20 protein-coding genes are annotated in these 18,012 nt (G+C 33.4%); 6 read left to right on the top strand and 14 right to left on the bottom strand.

Annotated features, from left to right (window positions below):
- The first annotated feature begins 62 nt into the window (after positions 1-62).
- The 5 genes from D8M03_RS04495 to D8M03_RS04475 all read left to right on the top strand — a co-directional run bounded on the left by D8M03_RS04495 (position 63) and on the right by D8M03_RS04475 (position 2,685).
- On the top strand, positions 63-455 hold the full coding sequence (locus tag D8M03_RS04495) for a (deoxy)nucleoside triphosphate pyrophosphohydrolase (RefSeq protein ID WP_121213539.1): 393 nt from the start codon (positions 63-65) through the stop codon (positions 453-455).
- A 174-nt stretch (positions 456-629) separates the two neighbouring features.
- Positions 630-1,310 (top strand): CDP-diacylglycerol--serine O-phosphatidyltransferase, encoded by a 681-nt coding sequence (gene pssA, locus D8M03_RS04490; RefSeq protein ID WP_121213537.1) that lies wholly within the window; start codon positions 630-632, stop codon positions 1,308-1,310.
- A gap of 96 nt (positions 1,311-1,406) precedes the next feature.
- The gene (locus D8M03_RS04485) at positions 1,407-1,880 is read left to right on the top strand and encodes a DUF2062 domain-containing protein (RefSeq protein ID WP_121213535.1); all 474 of its coding nucleotides are present in this window, start codon (positions 1,407-1,409) and stop codon (positions 1,878-1,880) included.
- Positions 1,881-2,136: 256 nt separating this feature from the next.
- Complete coding sequence (locus D8M03_RS04480; protein ID WP_121213534.1) at positions 2,137-2,457, top strand: YbjQ family protein; 321 nt, start codon at positions 2,137-2,139, stop codon at positions 2,455-2,457.
- A gap of 3 nt (positions 2,458-2,460) precedes the next feature.
- Positions 2,461-2,685 carry a hypothetical protein gene (locus D8M03_RS04475; protein ID WP_121213532.1) on the top strand — a complete coding sequence of 75 codons (225 nt, stop codon included), beginning with the start codon at positions 2,461-2,463 and terminating at the stop codon, positions 2,683-2,685.
- 144 nt (positions 2,686-2,829) lie between these two features.
- On the opposite strand, the gene D8M03_RS17950 is transcribed toward D8M03_RS04475, so the two are convergent.
- The 14 genes from D8M03_RS17950 to D8M03_RS04405 form a co-directional block, all read right to left on the bottom strand.
- Positions 2,830-2,958 (bottom strand): hypothetical protein, encoded by a 129-nt coding sequence (locus tag D8M03_RS17950; RefSeq protein WP_281272146.1) that lies wholly within the window; start codon positions 2,956-2,958, stop codon positions 2,830-2,832.
- A gap of 89 nt (positions 2,959-3,047) precedes the next feature.
- Positions 3,048-4,346, bottom strand: coding sequence for a sensor histidine kinase (locus tag D8M03_RS04470; RefSeq protein WP_121213530.1), 1,299 nt, complete (start codon positions 4,344-4,346; stop codon positions 3,048-3,050).
- A 302-nt stretch (positions 4,347-4,648) separates the two neighbouring features.
- A complete protein-coding gene (locus tag D8M03_RS04465; RefSeq protein WP_121213529.1) occupies positions 4,649-4,852 on the bottom strand; it encodes a hypothetical protein in 204 nt (67 codons plus the stop codon).
- A gap of 183 nt (positions 4,853-5,035) precedes the next feature.
- Complete coding sequence (locus D8M03_RS04460; protein ID WP_211330866.1) at positions 5,036-5,890, bottom strand: ParA family protein; 855 nt, start codon at positions 5,888-5,890, stop codon at positions 5,036-5,038.
- 501 nt (positions 5,891-6,391) lie between these two features.
- Positions 6,392-8,401 (bottom strand): methyl-accepting chemotaxis protein, encoded by a 2,010-nt coding sequence (locus tag D8M03_RS04450; RefSeq protein WP_121213525.1) that lies wholly within the window; start codon positions 8,399-8,401, stop codon positions 6,392-6,394.
- Positions 8,402-8,804: 403 nt separating this feature from the next.
- Positions 8,805-11,231: a heavy metal translocating P-type ATPase gene (locus tag D8M03_RS04445; RefSeq protein ID WP_121213524.1), complete on the bottom strand. Its 2,427-nt coding sequence runs from the start codon at positions 11,229-11,231 to the stop codon at positions 8,805-8,807.
- Between the two features lie 73 nt (positions 11,232-11,304).
- Positions 11,305-11,511, bottom strand: coding sequence for a copper chaperone CopZ (gene copZ, locus D8M03_RS04440; protein ID WP_121213522.1), 207 nt, complete (start codon positions 11,509-11,511; stop codon positions 11,305-11,307).
- Positions 11,512-11,572: 61 nt separating this feature from the next.
- The gene (locus D8M03_RS04435) at positions 11,573-11,902 is read right to left on the bottom strand and encodes a metal-sensitive transcriptional regulator (protein ID WP_121213520.1); all 330 of its coding nucleotides are present in this window, start codon (positions 11,900-11,902) and stop codon (positions 11,573-11,575) included.
- A 231-nt stretch (positions 11,903-12,133) separates the two neighbouring features.
- The gene (locus tag D8M03_RS04430) at positions 12,134-12,661 is read right to left on the bottom strand and encodes a chromate transporter (RefSeq protein WP_121213518.1); all 528 of its coding nucleotides are present in this window, start codon (positions 12,659-12,661) and stop codon (positions 12,134-12,136) included.
- Positions 12,658-13,263 (bottom strand): chromate transporter, encoded by a 606-nt coding sequence (locus D8M03_RS04425; protein ID WP_414674145.1) that lies wholly within the window; start codon positions 13,261-13,263, stop codon positions 12,658-12,660. Before D8M03_RS04425 ends, D8M03_RS04430 begins: the two co-directional genes overlap by 4 nt.
- Positions 13,253-14,893 (bottom strand): gamma-glutamyltransferase, encoded by a 1,641-nt coding sequence (gene ggt / locus D8M03_RS04420; RefSeq protein WP_121213515.1) that lies wholly within the window; start codon positions 14,891-14,893, stop codon positions 13,253-13,255. The genes D8M03_RS04425 and ggt overlap by 11 nt, the downstream gene beginning before the upstream one ends.
- A gap of 135 nt (positions 14,894-15,028) precedes the next feature.
- The gene (locus D8M03_RS04415; protein ID WP_121213514.1) at positions 15,029-15,595 is read right to left on the bottom strand and encodes an NUDIX hydrolase; all 567 of its coding nucleotides are present in this window, start codon (positions 15,593-15,595) and stop codon (positions 15,029-15,031) included.
- A 10-nt stretch (positions 15,596-15,605) separates the two neighbouring features.
- Entirely contained in the window at positions 15,606-16,232 is a 627-nt protein-coding gene (locus D8M03_RS04410) for a hypothetical protein (RefSeq protein ID WP_121213512.1), read from the bottom strand.
- Between the two features lies 1 nt (position 16,233).
- On the bottom strand, positions 16,234-17,004 hold the full coding sequence (locus D8M03_RS04405) for a hypothetical protein (protein WP_121213510.1): 771 nt from the start codon (positions 17,002-17,004) through the stop codon (positions 16,234-16,236).
- A 313-nt stretch (positions 17,005-17,317) separates the two neighbouring features.
- Between D8M03_RS04405 and D8M03_RS04400 the strand changes: the two genes are divergently transcribed.
- On the top strand, positions 17,318-17,941 hold the full coding sequence (locus tag D8M03_RS04400) for a LysE family translocator (protein WP_121213509.1): 624 nt from the start codon (positions 17,318-17,320) through the stop codon (positions 17,939-17,941).
- Positions 17,942-18,012: the final 71 nt, after the last annotated feature.

The raw sequence follows: 18,012 nt of genomic DNA, 5'->3' as shown, positions 1-18,012 counted from the left end.
TTGTCTATAATAAACATCTACTTTTGATTTTCAAAATTCAATTTATGAAATAGGTGAAATACATGAAAAAACTTCTCCATGTGGTTGCAGCAATTATTGAAAATGATCAACATGAAATCTTTTGTGCTCTAAGAGGACCAAATATGTCATTACCTAATTATTGGGAGTTCCCCGGCGGTAAAATTGAAAATGGTGAAACTCCAGAAGAAGCATTAGTTCGGGAAATTAAAGAAGAATTTAACTGTGAAATTAATGTTGGAGAAAAAGTAGAAGACACAACTTGTGAATATGAGGATATTATTGTAAGATTACAAACGTTTAAAGCAAATATAATTGGTGGAGTACCTATTGCAATGGAACACGCAGATGCAAGATGGGTGGCAAGAGATAAATTTAAGAAACTTGAATTTGCCCCTGCTGATATTCCCGCAGTAGAAAAGATATGTAAGAACTAAAAAATCACAAGTGTTAGTCTTGTTCTATCCTCTCCATCGTTTCAATATGATGTCATGGGGAATCCATTCATTTTAAGCGCAAGGACATTTCTCGACACATTCAATTATAGATGTTAAAATTTAAAGATTCGTAAAGTTAGTATATCCATTTTTTTCAATAGTAGGTGATTGAGTTTGCGCATTAAAAAGGCTATCCCCAATATGTTAACATTAGGCAACTTGTATTGTGGTTTTCTATCAATAGGTTTTGCTGCAAATAGTCATTATAAAAACGCAGCAATATTAATAATAATAGGCATGATGTTAGATAGTATGGACGGCAGATTAGCGAGGATCTTCAATGCCGATAGTACTTTAGGAAAAGAGTTAGACTCTTTAGCTGACATCGTTACATTTGGAATCGCACCATCATTTCTAATGTATTATACTTACTTTTACCAGTTAGAATTACTTGGATTAGCGATTGCTGGATTATTCCCTTTGTTTGGTGCCTTCCGATTAGCAAGATTCAATATTAGCAGTAATAAGTCATCACAACACTACTTTATCGGTGTTCCAATTACAGCCGCTGGTGGCATATTAGCATTATTGTCCTTGTTCAACCACCTGATTCCGAATATAATAACAGCAGTTATTTTTACTGCGCTTTGCTTTTTAATGGTTAGTAAACTTAAAATTCCAAGTTTAAAAGATGTTCCTTTACCTAAGTACGGTACAATTGTTACGATTTTTTTAGGATGTTTATTATTTATATTATTCAAAAATACTTATGGGAAATTTCCTTACTTAATCTATATTGCAGCACCTACGTATATTATTTATGTACTTTATCAATTTGTAAAAAACAAAAAATAAACATTCCATTGTCTACAGCTACAACTTTCCCTTAGGTTGTAGTTTATTTTTACGAAAAATTCCATTTTCTGCATAATAAGAAGGGATAATCAAAGAATGAAAATAAGAAGGAGAATTAAATATTACCTTATTCGTTTATTTCGCTTAAAATCTAGTCCACATCAAGTAGCTTTAGGCCTTACTATGGGTTTTATACCAAGTTGGATTCCACTGTTTGGTTTTGGCCCTGTACTTTCTATTGGTCTAGCAAAATTAACTAGATCAAATCCCATTTCAGCATTTGTAGGCGGTGTGATAGGTACTCCAATTTGGCCACTACTTTTTATATTAAATTACATGATTGGAGGCTTTCTATTAGATAGAAAACCTAAAGTTGATACACTTGAAGAAGTAGAGTATTCAACAGCTATTCAACATACACTTTCAGGATTTTTCAAATCTCATACGAGTGGAGTGCTATTTCTAACTGGTGCAATAATAAATATAGTACTCTCCTCAATCTTAATTTACTTCATGACATTTTTTCTATTCAAAAAATATCGGGTAACAATATTAAATAAATTAAGATGAACTATAGAATAAAAAAGCCAGCACTATATTTGAACTGCCCCGTAAAAATTAGATTTTTGTCTAACTTTTACGGGGCAGTTTATTTTAGATTACTAGTTTATGTTCATCTTACATTTTCATCCAATATCAAAGTGTTTATACTAATTCCCTGTTCAATCTTGTCAGAGAGAACTGAATTTTATAATAATGTGGTTTATCCAACCATATAAGTAATATAATAACAATGAATTGACTAAATTAAGGGGAGTGAATCTATATGATTATCGTTACAACAGAAAATATTCCAAATTACAAAGTAACTGAAGTTTTAGGTCCAGTATTTGGGCTAACAGTACGAGCTAGAGGAATTGGAAAAGATATTGTCGCTTCATTAAAGGGACTAGTTGGTGGGGAAATTAATCAATATACTGAAATGCTTGAAGATGCAAGAAAACAAGCCATCGATCGCATGGTAAAAAATGCTGCAGCAATGGGAGCAGATGCAATCGTTATGATGCGATTTGACTCTGGTGAAATCGGCCAAAACATGAGTGAAATCATCGCCTATGGAACGGCTGTTAAAATTGATAAGGCATAACAAATGAAGTGGATTATAGGATTTTACGGTGTTCAACTCGTCATTCTCATTTTATTAATTATTTTATCTTATCTAATTTATGATCGCCGCTTCAAGAAAAAACATGGGAAGCAAGTTCCTAAAGGTTTTGTACGTACAAATGAAATAACAATTGACCCAACTACAGGAAAAAAATTAGTCATTTATTTCAACCCCGAAACTGGTGAAAGATTTTACAAGGAAGACTAACAAACAATAAAAATTTGAAACAAAAGGGTGTGAAATACATTTCCATGCCCTTTTTAATATATCTCCCGTAATAAAAAAGCATTCAGAATGTCCACACATTCCGAATGCCCCATTTCCAATCCCTTGTATATACATAGAAAGGTTTTAAACTTCTAGACCTGCATTAACTGCTGAATTTGTTGAATTTGTCTCAACGGGTGTTTCATCCCCATTATCAGTACAAGCCGTTGTAAAAATAAGAAGGCAAATTAATCCCAGTACTACTTTCTTCATTCATACTCACTCTCTTCAAAAAAAGGTTTCCCTTATTTTTAGCTATTTGAGTAAAAATTATAAGTTTATTTCAAAACTAGAAATTGTCACTACTTAATCGGAATTTCAACTTTTGCGATTACCTTCATATCATCGTCAGTTGATTTAATTGAAATGAATCCTTTATTCTTTTTAACAATTTCTTTAACAATGAACAACCCTTGCCCTCTTATCTTTTTAACGTCCCTATCTTTCGTTGTATAGCCTTGTTTAAAAATAAGATCAGGTTCTATTTTCTTTATGCTTGTATTTGTTACTTGAAAAATATATTTCGTAGCCTCAGCAGTACAAATTACCTCTATTTTTCTATTACTCTCTGGAAGTTCCATTGTTGCTTCAATGGCGTTATCTATTAAGTTAGATAAGATTTTTATCAAATCAATTGACTTGATGTGGTCAAAGGCGTTTTGAGAAATACCAAAATCCATATCTATTTGATAGTTTTCCGCGGCTATTTTTTTCGTCTGTAATAAAATCGCTAATCCAGGATGGTCGATATTTAGTTTCAACTTTTCAATCATACTAACTTCTTTATTAAGGGATGTTACATATTCTAATGCTTTATCGTATGCACCAATTTGAAGTAACCCTTGAATGACTTGGATATGATTAATATAGTCATGTCGAAATGAAGAAACAGATGCAATAAGCGTGCTTAATTCTGATTGATATGTATTTTCTGCATACCCTACTTCTTTTGTAACTTCTTTTTGATACCATCTTTGTAAAAATAAAAAAGATACAATGATAATAATTATGAACAACCCGATAAATATAAAGATAACAACACGATCTTTAATAACCGCTTTCTCAATATGATGAATCGATGCTGAACTAATATCCATACCCAAATACCCTAATACATCTCCGGATTCATCTTTAATCGGTACTCCAACAGACATATATGTACCAAATTCAGGATCATGAATTTCTTTTGTTACATAGGGTTCGTTATATAAAAATGCTCGTTCTACATATTTTTTAGGTACAGTACAATTTGTTCCTATTGGAAAATGAATATTTCTAGGCATACCAACAATGAGGGTTTTCGAAACTTCAGGATTATCTATGTCCAATGTATAAACATATAGTGCAACTACTTTATCCCTAAATTCGTTCAACTCACTCCGAATTTTCCAATAGTATTGGTTTTCTTCTTGATTCTCCAGAAACTTTTTATAAGTTTCTATATCTAAATCACTTGCCAGTCCTTTAGCTACTTCTAGATTATGATTGACGACTGCATCTTCTACTGTGACTTTCATTCGGAAATTAATTGCAAGAAAACTAAGGCTTGTAAAAACAAGTATAAGAATAGTAGAAAGAATTAAGATTATTTTTCTTTTCATTAAACAAAATTTCCTTATTTTATTTATATATCTAGTAAAAACATCAATATGTATACTATTTTATAGTTTTAGTATTGTCTAGTGTTATTACTATAAATAATTTTAATGCCCTATTTATTAGCCAAGTTTTTCTGGAAGTAATTTATAATGTTGTTGATTTTATTTTAAGATGCGACTAGTTATTGTCAATAGTGCTCAAATCTCAATCATATTATTGCTTAGTTGGGACAGAATAATTAATAAAAGACTAAAGAGTTTCCTCTTTAGCCTTAAAATCAATGCTCTGTATAGCTACCAAACAGTTAGTTCCATGCAGTTCGTTCACTTACAGGTCTTTCCTGTTCGAACGAATTTCGATCGAAAGCTGCTTCAGGCCGCCGATTGTTGTCTACTTGGAATTCAGAAGCAAACTCTTCATTGTTGTTTTTGGCCTTTTGATTCTGATTATTTTTTGCACCATAAACATTTACATTGTTATTTTTATTGTTCGCTTCTTTATTTGCCATAGCTATCCTCCTCATTGATTTGAAATGAAAAATTCAGACAAGACCAAAATAGATTGTCTGCTTTTCATAAAATAGTTTGTCCCAATTAGGCGATTTTATCTCAGGAAAAGCTATGGTTTTATTTAAAATAATCTACTACATAAATTTTTAAAAATAATGATACAGGCTATCTTAAATGAATCATTATTTTCTTTCATACCTTTCGACAATTTGTTTTGCCAGATTATAAAAAGCTTGTGATTGGCTATCATACCCCCATTTTTCTTTAAAGGTACTATAATACTTTGTAAAATCTGCTGCATTTGCCATCTGATTATTTTCTTTAAAAATTGAATCAAATAAAGGTGCATCGGATTCATTTTTTAATAACTCCAAAGTGCTTTTATGAATTTTCGAATTTTCTTTATATTTTGTCACTACAATACCTAATGATTCTAATTTTATATCTAAATTTCTAGCAAACTCTTTAACTCGTTTAACAATTTGGGGAATTCCATATGTAGAGAGGATATCAGGTACGGTTGGAATGAGATAGCCGTTTGAAATTCGTAAGCCGTTTAAAGTAATGATGTCAAGGTTTGGAGGACAATCAATTAAAATATAATCATAATGATAATTTATTGGACGGATAGCTTTTTTAAGAATTTCTATTGGATTCGTTTCATGAAATGGTCCTGTCGCCATTTTTGCAATACGCTCTTGAACATCCATTAAATCCAAACTTGATGGTAGTAAATCTAAGTTTTTTATAGATGAAATATTTGAAACACTTTTTTGTATTGTTTTTTCTAAAATAAATTTTACTTCATCGGGGTCTAATGCTTCTTCAAAAATTGTAGCAATTGTATAACCGTCCTCGTTTAAATCTTTCCATTTGTTTTCACCTATTAACATTAAAGTAGCATTCGTTTGAGGATCTAAATCAATAACTAATACTTTTTTCTTAAATTCTGATGTAAGCATTTCTGCAAGGCCAACTGTTGTTGTAGTTTTTGCCACGCCACCTTTTAAGTTAATTGTAGAAATTACAATAGCCAATAGTCGCTCGCCCCTTTCCGATAACTGTTATCTACAATTTATGATAGATTTACTATTTTCATTAACAAAACTGGAAATCAATAAACGCATTTATAGACATTTCTCGGGAAATAAAATGAAATCTTTGACGAATATTCTCATTTATATTAATTCTTTGTCAAAGAAATAAAAGAAGACACTGATTGTCTCTTAATCTGTATACATTAATCCCATAATAAAAAGAATTTGGAACAAAAATCGATTTTTCAAATTTATTTAGAAATATTAGTGATGAAAATTTGCTATTTAGAAAAAGTTGATTGGAATGGAGTGTGGCTGACTCCTGCGGGAATAGCATGAGCCGAAAATCCATTTTTGCCGGCCATAGACGGCAAAAATTAGTTGAGGCCATGCCCGCGGAAAGCGTCCACACGAAATGGAAATCAACGTCCTTCATATCAAAAGACACCATTTTCACGTGAGAAAATGGTGTCTTTTCAGTTTTATCCCAGCTTCCTGCTTTTATTTTTCATCATAATCTGGAAGTTTAAATGTTTCTACTTCTTTTAATAAATCCTCTACTATATGTTCTAAGGCTTCTGCTGTCGCAGCAATTTCCTCCATAGAACTTAATTGTTGTTCTGTCGCTATAGAAACTTTCTCAATTTCACGTTTTGAGGAATTTGATATATCTTCTACAACCGTCATATCTGAAACGACTTTTTCGCTATTTTGCGCAATTTGGTGAGTGCTTTCAACAACTTGCTGTAGTTGATCTGTAATTTGTTCTATCAACATTTTAATTTCCATGAAGTTCTTTTCTGTTTGTATAAACATATCTAAACCTTTTGTAACTTCAAGGCGACTTGAATTCATTGATTCTACAGATTTCGAAGACTCTCTTTGAATTGCCGTAATAATTTCTTGTACTTGGTTGGAAGAATTATTTGTTTGTTCTGCAAGTTTACGTACCTCTTCAGCAACTACTGCAAAGCCTTTACCATGTTCTCCAGCACGTGCTGCTTCTATCGCTGCATTTAGCGCTAGTAAGTTTGTTTGTTCTGAAATCGATGTAATTACATTCACAATTTCATTAATCTTATTAGCATAATTATTTACAGTACTAATATCCGCAGATAACATATTAAAGGTTCCTTCGATTGTTTTCATTTGCTGTTGAGTAGAGGAAACAATCTCATGTCCAACGTCAATTTTAGATTCAGCCTCTTCTGCTTTCATTGTGACTGTATTCGTATTCTGATAAATTTTCTGAATATCTTCTGATACAACCTTTAAAGAGGCAAAGCTTTGATTTAGTTTATCCGTTTGATTTTCTAACCCTCTTTGAACTAACCCCATAGCAGCTGCTATTTGTTCTGACGATTTTGTACTTTCATCAATTGTTGAACTTAACTCTTCAGAAGATGATAGAATAACCTCAGACTTATTATGAATATGTGAAATAATAGAGGCTAGCATTGTCGACATTTTGTTAAATGACTTTCCAAGAATACCAATTTCATCTCTTTTTAAAACATCTACTTTCGTCCGTAAATCTCCCGCGCTCATTTCTACTGAGGCATCTGTTATTACTTTTAAAGGCTTCGTTATCGAACGGATGATAACTATTAAATAAATACTAAGTAAAATTAGTGATCCGATTACAACATAAATCGTCGAATTTAGAATTGGTTTTGTGGCATCGCTAATTTCACTTGTAAACATTGTTCCGCCAATTTTCCATCCAGTTAATGCGTTTGTTTGAACAAACATTTGTTTCTCTTTACCTTCAAATATATAGTCAAATGATGTTATATCCGGTTCTATCATTCGCTTAGCCCACTCTTCTTGGGAAACATCTAAACCTAATTCCAATGTTGGATGAGCTATGATCTGTTGGTTTGCTGTCATTAAAAACGGGTAACCTGTTTGACCAACTTTTATGGAATTAATAATTTCATATAAACTATCCATTCTTAAATTTACAGCAAATACAGCGTCTGCATTGCTAAGCGTTTTAGAAACCGTTACTACCCAATCACCTGTTGAAGCAGCTTGATGTGGATCAGAAATAACCACTTGTCCAGAATTTTCTTTAGCCTTTATATACCAATCACGGGTTGTAGGATCAAACTCAGCATTGTTCATGAGACCTAAATCCGGATATTGAATCATTTCTCCCTTAGCTGTTCCAATAAAAGTAGAAAGAATGCCTTCACTTGTTTCAAAGTAATTTTTAAATATATTTAAAGTACTATCCCAATTTTCTTTTTGTAAATCTTCTTGAGTCAGTTGGTCAGAAAAATAATCAACACTCTTAACAATTGGATCGAAATGTTTATTTATAAATCCATCAATGGTGACAACACTCTGATTGGCACTACCATGTATTTGATTTTCTAATTCTTCTTTTGAAGCAATAAATGATGTTGAAGCAATTAATAAACTTGGTAATAGTAATGCAACCAAAAAGGCAAAGCCTAATTTTCCATTAATAGATGTTTTCACAATACGTTTCTGCTTTTTTTCCATACGCAGCTACAAACCTCGAGATTTCTTAAAGTAACCTGGATTTGTAACCTTTCACCTCTCTTATAATGTAGTGGGGTGTATAAGTGCACTTGTTTTTACTAAATATTCCATTTCTTTTAATAATAGTATAATAGAATCGCACTCAAAAATGTGGTGATTTTTTTACAATTGTATGGAATTTTCTCGCTCATGCAGAAGCCCTTTAACACATTGAAAACTCGAGATTTCTTTAGGCGAAATAAAAAAACACCGTTTGTCGCAAATTCATGTGACAAATTGGTGTTTATACTAAGGTAGACTTTAAATGTATAGTTTTTTATAGGATACATCTAGTGCATTAACTTTTATTTCTAAAAAACTGGCTTAGTTTCGTTTTGAAATTAAGCCAGCCCTGTATACTATGTTACTTTTCTAATGTCACTCTTTGTAGGCGCAATGCATTTAATACAACAGATACGGAACTAAACGCCATGGCGGCACCAGCAACCCAAGGGGCAAGTAAACCAATTGCAGCAATTGGGATACCAAGTGTATTGTATGCAAAAGCCCAGAATAAGTTCTGTTTAATATTACGCATCGTTTTCCGACTCATTAAAATCGCATCTGCAATACTATTTAAGTCGCCTCTAATTAATGTAATATCAGCAGCTTCCATTGCAACATCTGTACCTGTACCGATTGCCATACCGATATCTGCTGTAGCTAATGCAGGCGCATCATTAATTCCGTCACCGACCATTGCTACCTTTTTGCCCTGTTGTTGTAGTTTCTTTACTTCTTCGGCTTTACCCTCTGGAAGCACTTCCGCTATAACTGCATCTACTCCTACCTCTTTACCAATTGCTTGAGCTGCACGTTCATTATCACCTGTCATCATGATGACTTTAATACCCATTTTTTGCAGTCTTTGTACCGCTTCTCGGGAAGTATCTTTTATCGTATCTGCCACTGCTACTAAACCTGCATATTGTCCATTAATTCCTGCTAGCATTGCCGTTTTTCCATCACGTTCTAATTTCTCCATCAGTGAAAGAACATGTTGTATATCAATTCCATATTGAGCCATTAATTTCCTTGTTCCAATGACTACACCCTGACCTGAAATTGTTGATTGCACACCGAAACCAGGAATCGCTTCGAAATATTGAATACTTCCCAGTTCTATCCCTTTTTCTTGAATACCTTGAACGATAGCTTGAGCTAATGGATGTTCAGATTGTTTCTCCGCTGCACCAATTAAAGATAAGAAATTTTCTTCATTTTGACCATTTGCTACATAGACATCCGTTAATACCGGTTTACCATGTGTCACGGTACCTGTTTTATCTACTACTACTGTATCAATATTTTGTGTTTGTTCTAAATGTTCGCCGCCTTTAAACAGAATACCAAATTCTGCAGCCCGGCCAGATCCTGCCATAATAGAAGTAGGTGTCGCTAAACCAAGAGCACATGGGCAAGCAATAACTAATACAGCGATTAATACTTCAAGAGCTGAAGTGAATTCACCAGGGTTAACCCAAATAATCCAAACTAAGAAAGTTAGAATAGCAATCCCTACTACGATAGGTACAAAAATACCTGAAATTTGGTCTGCCATTCGTTGAATTGGTGCCTTTGATCCTTGTGCATCTTCTACAACTTTTATTATTTGAGCTAGCGCTGTGTCACGACCAACCTTTGTCGCTTTCATTTTAATAAAACCGTTTTTGTTAATTGTAGACCCATATAAAGTGTCGCCAATTTCTTTATCTACAGGTAGACTTTCACCCGTTAACATCGATTCATTAACGGCAGTTATTCCTTCTATTACTTCTCCATCAACTGGAATTTTTTCACCTGGTTTTACTAGAATCATGTCACCAATTACTACTTCTTCTAGTGGAACTTCTTTTTCCACACCAGCTCGAACAACAATGGCAGTTTTCGCTTGAAGACCCATTAATTTTTTAATTGCTTCAGATGAACGTCCCTTTGCTTTTGCTTCGAATAATTTCCCTAAAAGAATAAGCGTAATTAAAACCGCACTTGTTTCAAAATAAAGATGTGGTGCATGATGTGTTCCTACAGTGATGATTGTTTGATAAACACTATAAAAATACGCTGCGGATGTACCCATCACGACCAGTACATCCATGTTCGCACTGCCATTACGAAGTGCTTTATATGCTCCTACATAAAATTGTTTCCCAATAATAAATTGCACTGGTGTTGCTAAAAACAGTTGTATCCATGGATTCATTAGGAAATCTGGTACATATAGAAACGATGTAAAAGCAAAGTGACCTACCATAGTCCAAAGTAACGGCAATGATAAAATAGCTGAAATAATGAACTTACGTTGTTGTTCTTTAATGTGCTTTTCACGGTAATCTACTTGTTCTTTATTTTCTTGCTTTTGGTGTGCACCGTAACCAAGTTTTTCTACTCTTGCAATTAGATCAGCAATTGTTATTTCAGAAGGATTAAATTCAATTGTTGCTTTTTCAAGGGCTAAATTAACGCTTGCACTAGCAACACCATTCGTTTTATTTAATACTTTTTCTATCCGCGTTGCACAGGCTGCACAAGTCATTCCTGTAATTTCAAACTCAGCTTTTTGCTTAACTACACCATAGCCTATTGCTTCGATTTTCTTTTCAAAGTCAATTTCACTTAGCTTTGAAGGATCGTATTGAATAGTTGATTTTTCGAGAGCTAAGTTAACAGTAGCCTTTTCAACACCATCCATTTTATTTAATACTTTTTCAATTCGTGTCGCACAGGCTGCACAGGTCATCCCTGTAATTTGAATACTAGTTTCTTTTACATTACTAGCTTCAGTACCCATTTTCTCCCCCTCCCCCTATATACCTGTACAGGGTATAATTTTATGAAAATGAGAGAGTGCTACAAGAGCACTCTTATTTTACGTCATAACCTTGTTCTTCAATTGTTTCTTTAATTTTCTCAATCGATACTTGAGATTCATTAAACGAAACATCTACTTGAGCAGTACTTAAATTTACTTTTACTTCGTTTACACCTTCTAATTTACCAACACTACCTTCTACAGCATTTACACAATGCCCACAAGACATACCTTGAACGTTTAATGTTACAGTTTGCATATTTTTTCTCTCCTTTAAATAAGTTTTATATACACTACTGGGGTATATAGAATATAAAAAATTATTTCTTCATTAACTTTTGAATCGTGACGATTAATTCATCAATTACTTCATTATCACCATTTGAAAGGCGATCTACGACACATCCCTTAACATGCCCTTCTAAAAGGATTTTAGCTACACTATTTAAAGCGGATTGTGTGGCAGAAAGTTGAGTAATGACATCATCGCAGTAAACGTCTCTCTCTATCATACCTTTAATACCTCGAATTTGACCTTCGATACGGTTTAAACGCGTTGTTAAATCCTTCTTTACACGTTCTGGATGATGACTTTTCCTGCAAGTGTCACTTTCAGTATGGCACTCTACTTCTTTCGATAGGTCTTCCATCAGTATAACCACCTCACTGAAATACAATTTACCATACCTATATAGGGTATGTAAAGTGAAACAAAAAAAGTTATTTTTTTCGTATTTCCACTAATTTTGATTAACTAATTAGTAATGCAAATCCAATACATTTATTAATGAACATCCTTATAGCTTTTATACCCGTAATTATTGTCTCTCTTATAATATAAAAAAACCTATTCACTCGTTTTTGAATGAATAGGCAACGTTTTATAAGAAAAATCCACCTATCAAAAGACCTCCCATTATTACAAAGGCAGGATGAATTTTCATCTTCTCTAGGGCAATAAATGAGCATACAATTAATAGAATCGTTGCAATTAACCCTATTGCGTTATATGAAGTGTTGAAAAAATCTAAAGTCATATCCGCTAAAAGAATTGCAATTGCTGGTAATACGAAACTAGATAATCTTTTTACACGCTGAGAATTTCGATAACGATATAAAATATTTAATAAAATTAACATGGCAATTAATGATGGCCCTACTTGAGCAAACAATCCAATAATCGCACCTGGTATACCAGCTACTTCATACCCAATGTAACCCGCCAATTTTGTTGTAATTGGTCCGGGAAGTGCATTCCCAAGCGCAAGTACTTCACTGAACTCACTTGTTGTCATCCAGCCATATTTTTCAACAACTTCGTGCTCAATTAATGGAATGGAGGAAGGTCCTCCTCCATAACCAAGAATACCCGTATAAAAGAAAGCTAAAAAAACTTGAAGATAAATCATTTTTCTTCACCTTCCTCTTTCTTTTTAATCGGAAGGGCTAATGCAAATAATAATAATAAACCGATGATTACACCTGGATGTAGTTTTAATAAAAATATTCCTACAAACGAACATACAAGAATAAGGGTACCAACCTTCCAACCGAGGGACTTTTTTGATTTTTTTAAGAAATCCCATGTTAAAACACCCAGCATAACAGCTACAATAGGTACTACACCTTTTGTCATGCCTTTAACAAAATCGAAATCCTTAAACTCTTTTAAAGTTACTAATAGAATTATCATTAAAAGGACAGTCGGAACCACCGTCGCTACTAGTGCTGTCACCAATCCTAACCAACCACCAACACGATATCCAATATATCCTGCCATTTTTGTAGCTATTGGTCCCGGCAAGGTATTTCCTATTGATAACACATCAGAAAATTCTTCATCGGTCATCATTTTAAATGTGTCTACTACTTCTTTTTGAACAAGAGGGATTGTAGAGGGACCCCCTCCAAATCCAAGAATTCCCGATCGGAAAAACGCAATAAAAATATCTTTTTGTTTTGTAATTGTGTCTTTTTCCGAGAACGGAATTGTTTCTTTTTTAGTAACCAATTGCCATCCCATCTCCTCTTGGGTCTGCTCCACCATATTTCACATTTGTTTGTTCATCAATGAAAATTGCACCAGCATGCCCCATAATGTCTGTAAACTCCTCTAGCACTTCTAGTTCATGCCCCATTTTCTTCAATTCATTGCAAACTTCTTGAGGGATACGGCTTTCTACTTTCAAACTATTTGATGCTGCTCCCCAAGTACGCCCATAAAGCCACCTTGGAGCTTCAATTGCCTCTTGCACATTCATTCCATAATCTACAATTCTCGTAACTAATGCAGCTTGTGTTTGTGGTTGCCCTTCCCCACCCATGGTTCCATAAACAAGTGTAGGTTTATCATTTTTCAATAACATCGCAGGGTTTAATGTATGGAATGTTCTTTTACAAGGAGCTAATGCATTTACATGATTTTCATCTAGTGAGAAATAGCTACCCCTGTTTTGTAGTACAATTCCCGTATCTTTTGGGATAAAACCTGAACCAAATTCATGATAAATACTTTGAATCATTGAAACAGCATTGCCGTATTCATCTACAATGCCAAACCATACTGTATCTCCCTTTGCATCAAGGAGTTGTAACTCATTAGCACGTTCACTATTTCTAATTTTTTCCGCTAATTTCAGCCCATGTTGTGGACTCAATAAATCATCAACTGGTATATTTACAAATTCAGGATCTGACAAATACTGATCACGGTCCTTAAAAGCATGTTTAATCGCTTCTACGAGTACATGATAATACGTAGATGAACCCTCTTCAATGTCTCTCAGCTCAATATGATTTAATATATTTAATATGGACAATGACGCCATGCCTTGCGTGTTTGGAGGCATATTATAAGCTTTATATTGTCGATAGTTCACTGAAATCGGATTAACCCAATCGCTTGTATGTCGCTTAAAATCATCAACAGTGAGAATACCACCATACTTTTGTAAATCAGAAACAATTCGTTCTGTTAATTCACTATTGTAAAAGTAGTCTGGTCCATTTTGAGCAACCAGTTCCAGTGTGCGGGCAAGATCCTCTTGTTTCATTATTTCTCCAGCTTGATAAGACTTTCCATTTTTTAAGAAAACTTTTTTAAATTCTTCAAATCTCCCGAGTGCTCGAAATTCCTTATCCCTTTCATCGAGATTTACATCTGTCCAATAGGCTTGACTTGGAGTTACAGGGAATCCCTCTTTTGCATAAGTAATTGCAGACTCTAACAAACTTCCCCAAGATAAGGTGCCATCCATTTCACTCTTTCCGTACTCAAATGCTTGCCCCCATCCAGCAATAGCACCTGGTACCGTGTTTGCAGCCAACGCTCCTCTTGATGGAATTATCGATAACCCTTGATTTTTGTAAAATTTGATTGTCGCCTTCTCTCCCGATCGTCCACTTGAATTAAGTGCTTTTAATTGTTTTGTTTTTGCATTATAAATTAACCAGAAATTATCTCCCCCAATACCATTCATATGAGGGTACACTACTCCAATTGTTGATGCTGCTGCAATTGCAGCTTCAATCGCATTTCCTCCCCTTTGAAGAATAGACATTGACGCTTGTGATGCTAAATAATGTGGAGTTGTGACCATCCCTTTTGTTGACATGGTTGTTGCTCTATATTGTTTCCCCATGAATTATCCCCCTTTGTCCCACCAAAAATATGTAAATATTCTATCAATTTATATGATAGACTAATTTTCATTTAAATGAAGGGGTCCTAAGTCTGAAAAAATTAAAGAGGTACCTTTTAGATACCTCAAAGTAAATTATCCTATTTGAATTTCTTTCAACTTGTCATTTAATTTTTTATAAACTACTTTCATTTCTGGTTCAGTACTTGCTTCAATAGCATCATTTAGTCCAAACCAGCCAATATCACTATTTTCATCAGCTTTAATTTGTATCGATTGATTTTCACTTGCTTGTAATAGGTAAGTAACATTTAAATGAACATGAGTTGATACGTGTTTTCCCTTTTTCTCATGAGCAGGTACACCTAAAATCTCTATAGAGTAGATGTCTTCCATGACAGGATTTATATTAGATAGTCCTGTTTCTTCTTTTGCTTCTTTCAATGCAACATGAAGTAAATCCGAATCCCCATCTGCATGTCCACCAACCCAAGACCAAGATTGATAAATATTATGATATACCATTAACACTTTTGAAAAATCCTCATTAACAAGCCAAGCTGATGCAGTAAAGTGTGCAAATTCATTTTCACGAGTTAATAGATTATCAAATGTATCCATATATCTTAATAGCATTTCTTGATCTTTTGTTTCTTGTGCGTTAAATGGTTTATATTGTTTAATTTGTTGTCTAATATTCATTTTGTAACTCCTATGATGTTAATTGATTTATTATTGTCGTTACCCTTTTATGCTGTGGTTTTGTTAAGTACGGTTCTCGTTCTTGTAGTATAGCAAGAAATTCTGCCTTGTTGAGTTCTGTTACCGCTATCAACGTACTCTCAGCATGTTGTGGGATTTCCTTTGTTCGGCAAGTTTTTAAGTGCTCCATTAAAAATGGAAAGATTTTTTCGTTGTTTTCATTATTTACTGAAGCTAACTTAGCAAGAGTTAGAATGCCTTTATCAACAGTAATAACGGAACCATTTTTTATAGCCAGTTTTATCGAATGAAGGTGTTCCATTAAAATCTCTGGCACTTCTTTTGCAATTGTTGCTAATACTTGCATCGAGCCCCAAACTAATCGATTGTTCGAGCTTTTTAATAGTGTAATAAAGGTTAGAGCATATTCACTAATTAGTTCGGGTTTTAATTTGCCGATTTCATAAGCTACTTTGATACAATCTTGTTTTATCTTTTTATCCTTGCTCGATAGATTTTGAATAATTTCATGGATTCCAACGATATTGTTTTCACTTACAAGTTCTTGCGCTAATTCAATATTCGGTTCTTCATCTCTTCTATCTAATTGTGAGGCTAATCTGTTCAATATTGTCATATTATTCCCCTTTGTTTGACATTACTCTCCCTAACGATCCATTTTCACCAGAATATACCTTTTCGATTTCTGTCATGCTTTTAATTAATTTAATATCATCAAATAGTATTCTTTCATCATCTTCTAAATTTGAGACTACAATATCTTGGAAAGTTAGAGAAGGATAACTATTTAAAAGCTGAATCAATTCAAATATTTTGTCTTTATCCAAATTATCGCCTTTTAAATACAACCGATACCCTTCACTACATTCGCCATTTTCATAGAACACATCAAAGTTCTCTTCAATTTTTTCGGATTCCTTATAACGATTTAATAAGTTAATAAACTCCATTAATGGTTGTATTGTTTCCTCTTTAAAGGTGGAAATTGTTGAATTATAGTTTGCTTCAATATTGAGACCACTACTTTTCCTAAATACTACATTAGAGATATTTAATTTTGGTACTTCCTTGCCATATTTCTTTAAGAAGTTTTCACCTAATAAAAAAGCTTTCTCCTGGATTATATAGTTATCACCCACAATTTCTGTATCCAACATTCCCATAAGGTCTACTGTAAATTCTACTTTGGGATCATCCGTGCGTTGTACTTGGTATATTCTGTCTCCCATATTTCCTTCATTAAGGGATTCTCGATAAGTAATGTCCACTTCAAAACCATATGTCTCTTTTATATAATCCTGTACTTTACGATCCACTTCCTCTTCTGAATCACATCCCGCTAGAAACAGAACAATAAGCAGAACCATTATGAATACCTTAGCCTTCATATTCATCTCCTCTACCCAGTTATCTTGAAAATTCTACCATATCACAGGAGTTCAGAGCACTAAATTTTCGAAATATGTTTTTCGATATTTATCGCAAAATTAAACATTTCTCGGGAAATATTTCTATATTTTTTATTTATATATCGAATTTTGTAAGGTATTGATAAAAAACGCTTATCATTTTAAATAGTTCTACTAATATTTGATAATATAGAAATTATAATTGTTTTGGAGAGTTTGAAATAAAGCTAATCCAACTATTAAAAATATTAATGGTATAAAGTTAGTTGAAATAAAAAAAGGAGGCATAATCGTGGATTTTCTAACCGTTTTATCTTTTTTAGGTGCGGCAATCGTCCTTACCATAATGCCGGGGCCAGATAATTTATTCACTTTAGCACAAAGTATTGCTAAAGGAAAAAGTGCTGGTATTTATACTACATTAGGCCTTTGCACAGGATTATTAGGTCATATTACAGCTGCAACAATCGGAATTTCAGCCATCATTTATCAATCAGCTTTTGCTTTTACTATCGTAAAATATGCAGGAGCGGCTTACTTGTTATATTTAGCATATAAGTCCTTTAAAGAAAAAAGTTCAAGTTTTAATATTAACAGTGATGACACTTTAGACCACAAATCTTTATACAAAAAAGGGGTTATAATGAACCTACTAAACCCAAAAGTTTCTTTATTTTTCTTGGCTTTCTTCCCACAGTTTATTAACTATGAAAGTGGAAGTGTATCCTTGCAAATGCTTATCTACGGAGTTTTATTTTTAATTCAAACTTTGGTGATTTTCACAGTCATCAGTATTTTTGCAGGGCAAGTTGGAAACTATTTACGAAAAAATACTTCATTATCTAAAAAGATTAATATTATTCAAGGAAGTCTATTTACATTAATCGGGTTAAAAATTGCTTTCAGTCAAAAATAATATAAAGCACATAAGCGATATAAAATAAGCACTCGTGATTCCATGAGTGCTTTAACTTTTTTCAGCGTTTC

Origin of the sequence: Ureibacillus endophyticus (assembly GCF_003628435.1) — a bacterium.
Classification (GTDB): domain Bacteria; phylum Bacillota; class Bacilli; order Bacillales_A; family Planococcaceae; genus Ureibacillus; species Ureibacillus endophyticus.
This window is presented reverse-complemented; position numbering and strand designations above follow the sequence as displayed.

Excerpts from the sequence above, each read along its gene's own strand:
- D8M03_RS04495 (WP_121213539.1), top strand. The coding sequence starts at position 63 with ATGAAAAAACTTCTCCATGTGGTTGCAGCAATTATTGAAAATGATCAA.
- D8M03_RS04485 (WP_121213535.1), top strand. The coding sequence starts at position 1,407 with ATGAAAATAAGAAGGAGAATTAAATATTACCTTATTCGTTTATTTCGC.
- D8M03_RS04480 (WP_121213534.1), top strand. The coding sequence starts at position 2,137 with ATGATTATCGTTACAACAGAAAATATTCCAAATTACAAAGTAACTGAA.
- D8M03_RS04475 (WP_121213532.1), top strand. The coding sequence starts at position 2,461 with ATGAAGTGGATTATAGGATTTTACGGTGTTCAACTCGTCATTCTCATT.
- D8M03_RS17950 (WP_281272146.1), bottom strand. The coding sequence starts at position 2,958 with ATGAAGAAAGTAGTACTGGGATTAATTTGCCTTCTTATTTTTACAACG.
- D8M03_RS04470 (WP_121213530.1), bottom strand. The coding sequence starts at position 4,346 with ATGAAAAGAAAAATAATCTTAATTCTTTCTACTATTCTTATACTTGTT.
- D8M03_RS04465 (WP_121213529.1), bottom strand. The coding sequence starts at position 4,852 with ATGGCAAATAAAGAAGCGAACAATAAAAATAACAATGTAAATGTTTAT.
- D8M03_RS04450 (WP_121213525.1), bottom strand. The coding sequence starts at position 8,401 with ATGGAAAAAAAGCAGAAACGTATTGTGAAAACATCTATTAATGGAAAA.
- D8M03_RS04445 (WP_121213524.1), bottom strand. The coding sequence starts at position 11,231 with ATGGGTACTGAAGCTAGTAATGTAAAAGAAACTAGTATTCAAATTACA.
- copZ (WP_121213522.1), bottom strand. The coding sequence starts at position 11,511 with ATGCAAACTGTAACATTAAACGTTCAAGGTATGTCTTGTGGGCATTGT.
- D8M03_RS04435 (WP_121213520.1), bottom strand. The coding sequence starts at position 11,902 with ATGGAAGACCTATCGAAAGAAGTAGAGTGCCATACTGAAAGTGACACT.
- D8M03_RS04430 (WP_121213518.1), bottom strand. The coding sequence starts at position 12,661 with ATGATTTATCTTCAAGTTTTTTTAGCTTTCTTTTATACGGGTATTCTT.
- ggt (WP_121213515.1), bottom strand. The coding sequence starts at position 14,893 with ATGGGGAAACAATATAGAGCAACAACCATGTCAACAAAAGGGATGGTC.
- D8M03_RS04415 (WP_121213514.1), bottom strand. The coding sequence starts at position 15,595 with ATGAATATTAGACAACAAATTAAACAATATAAACCATTTAACGCACAA.
- D8M03_RS04410 (WP_121213512.1), bottom strand. The coding sequence starts at position 16,232 with ATGACAATATTGAACAGATTAGCCTCACAATTAGATAGAAGAGATGAA.
- D8M03_RS04405 (WP_121213510.1), bottom strand. The coding sequence starts at position 17,004 with ATGAAGGCTAAGGTATTCATAATGGTTCTGCTTATTGTTCTGTTTCTA.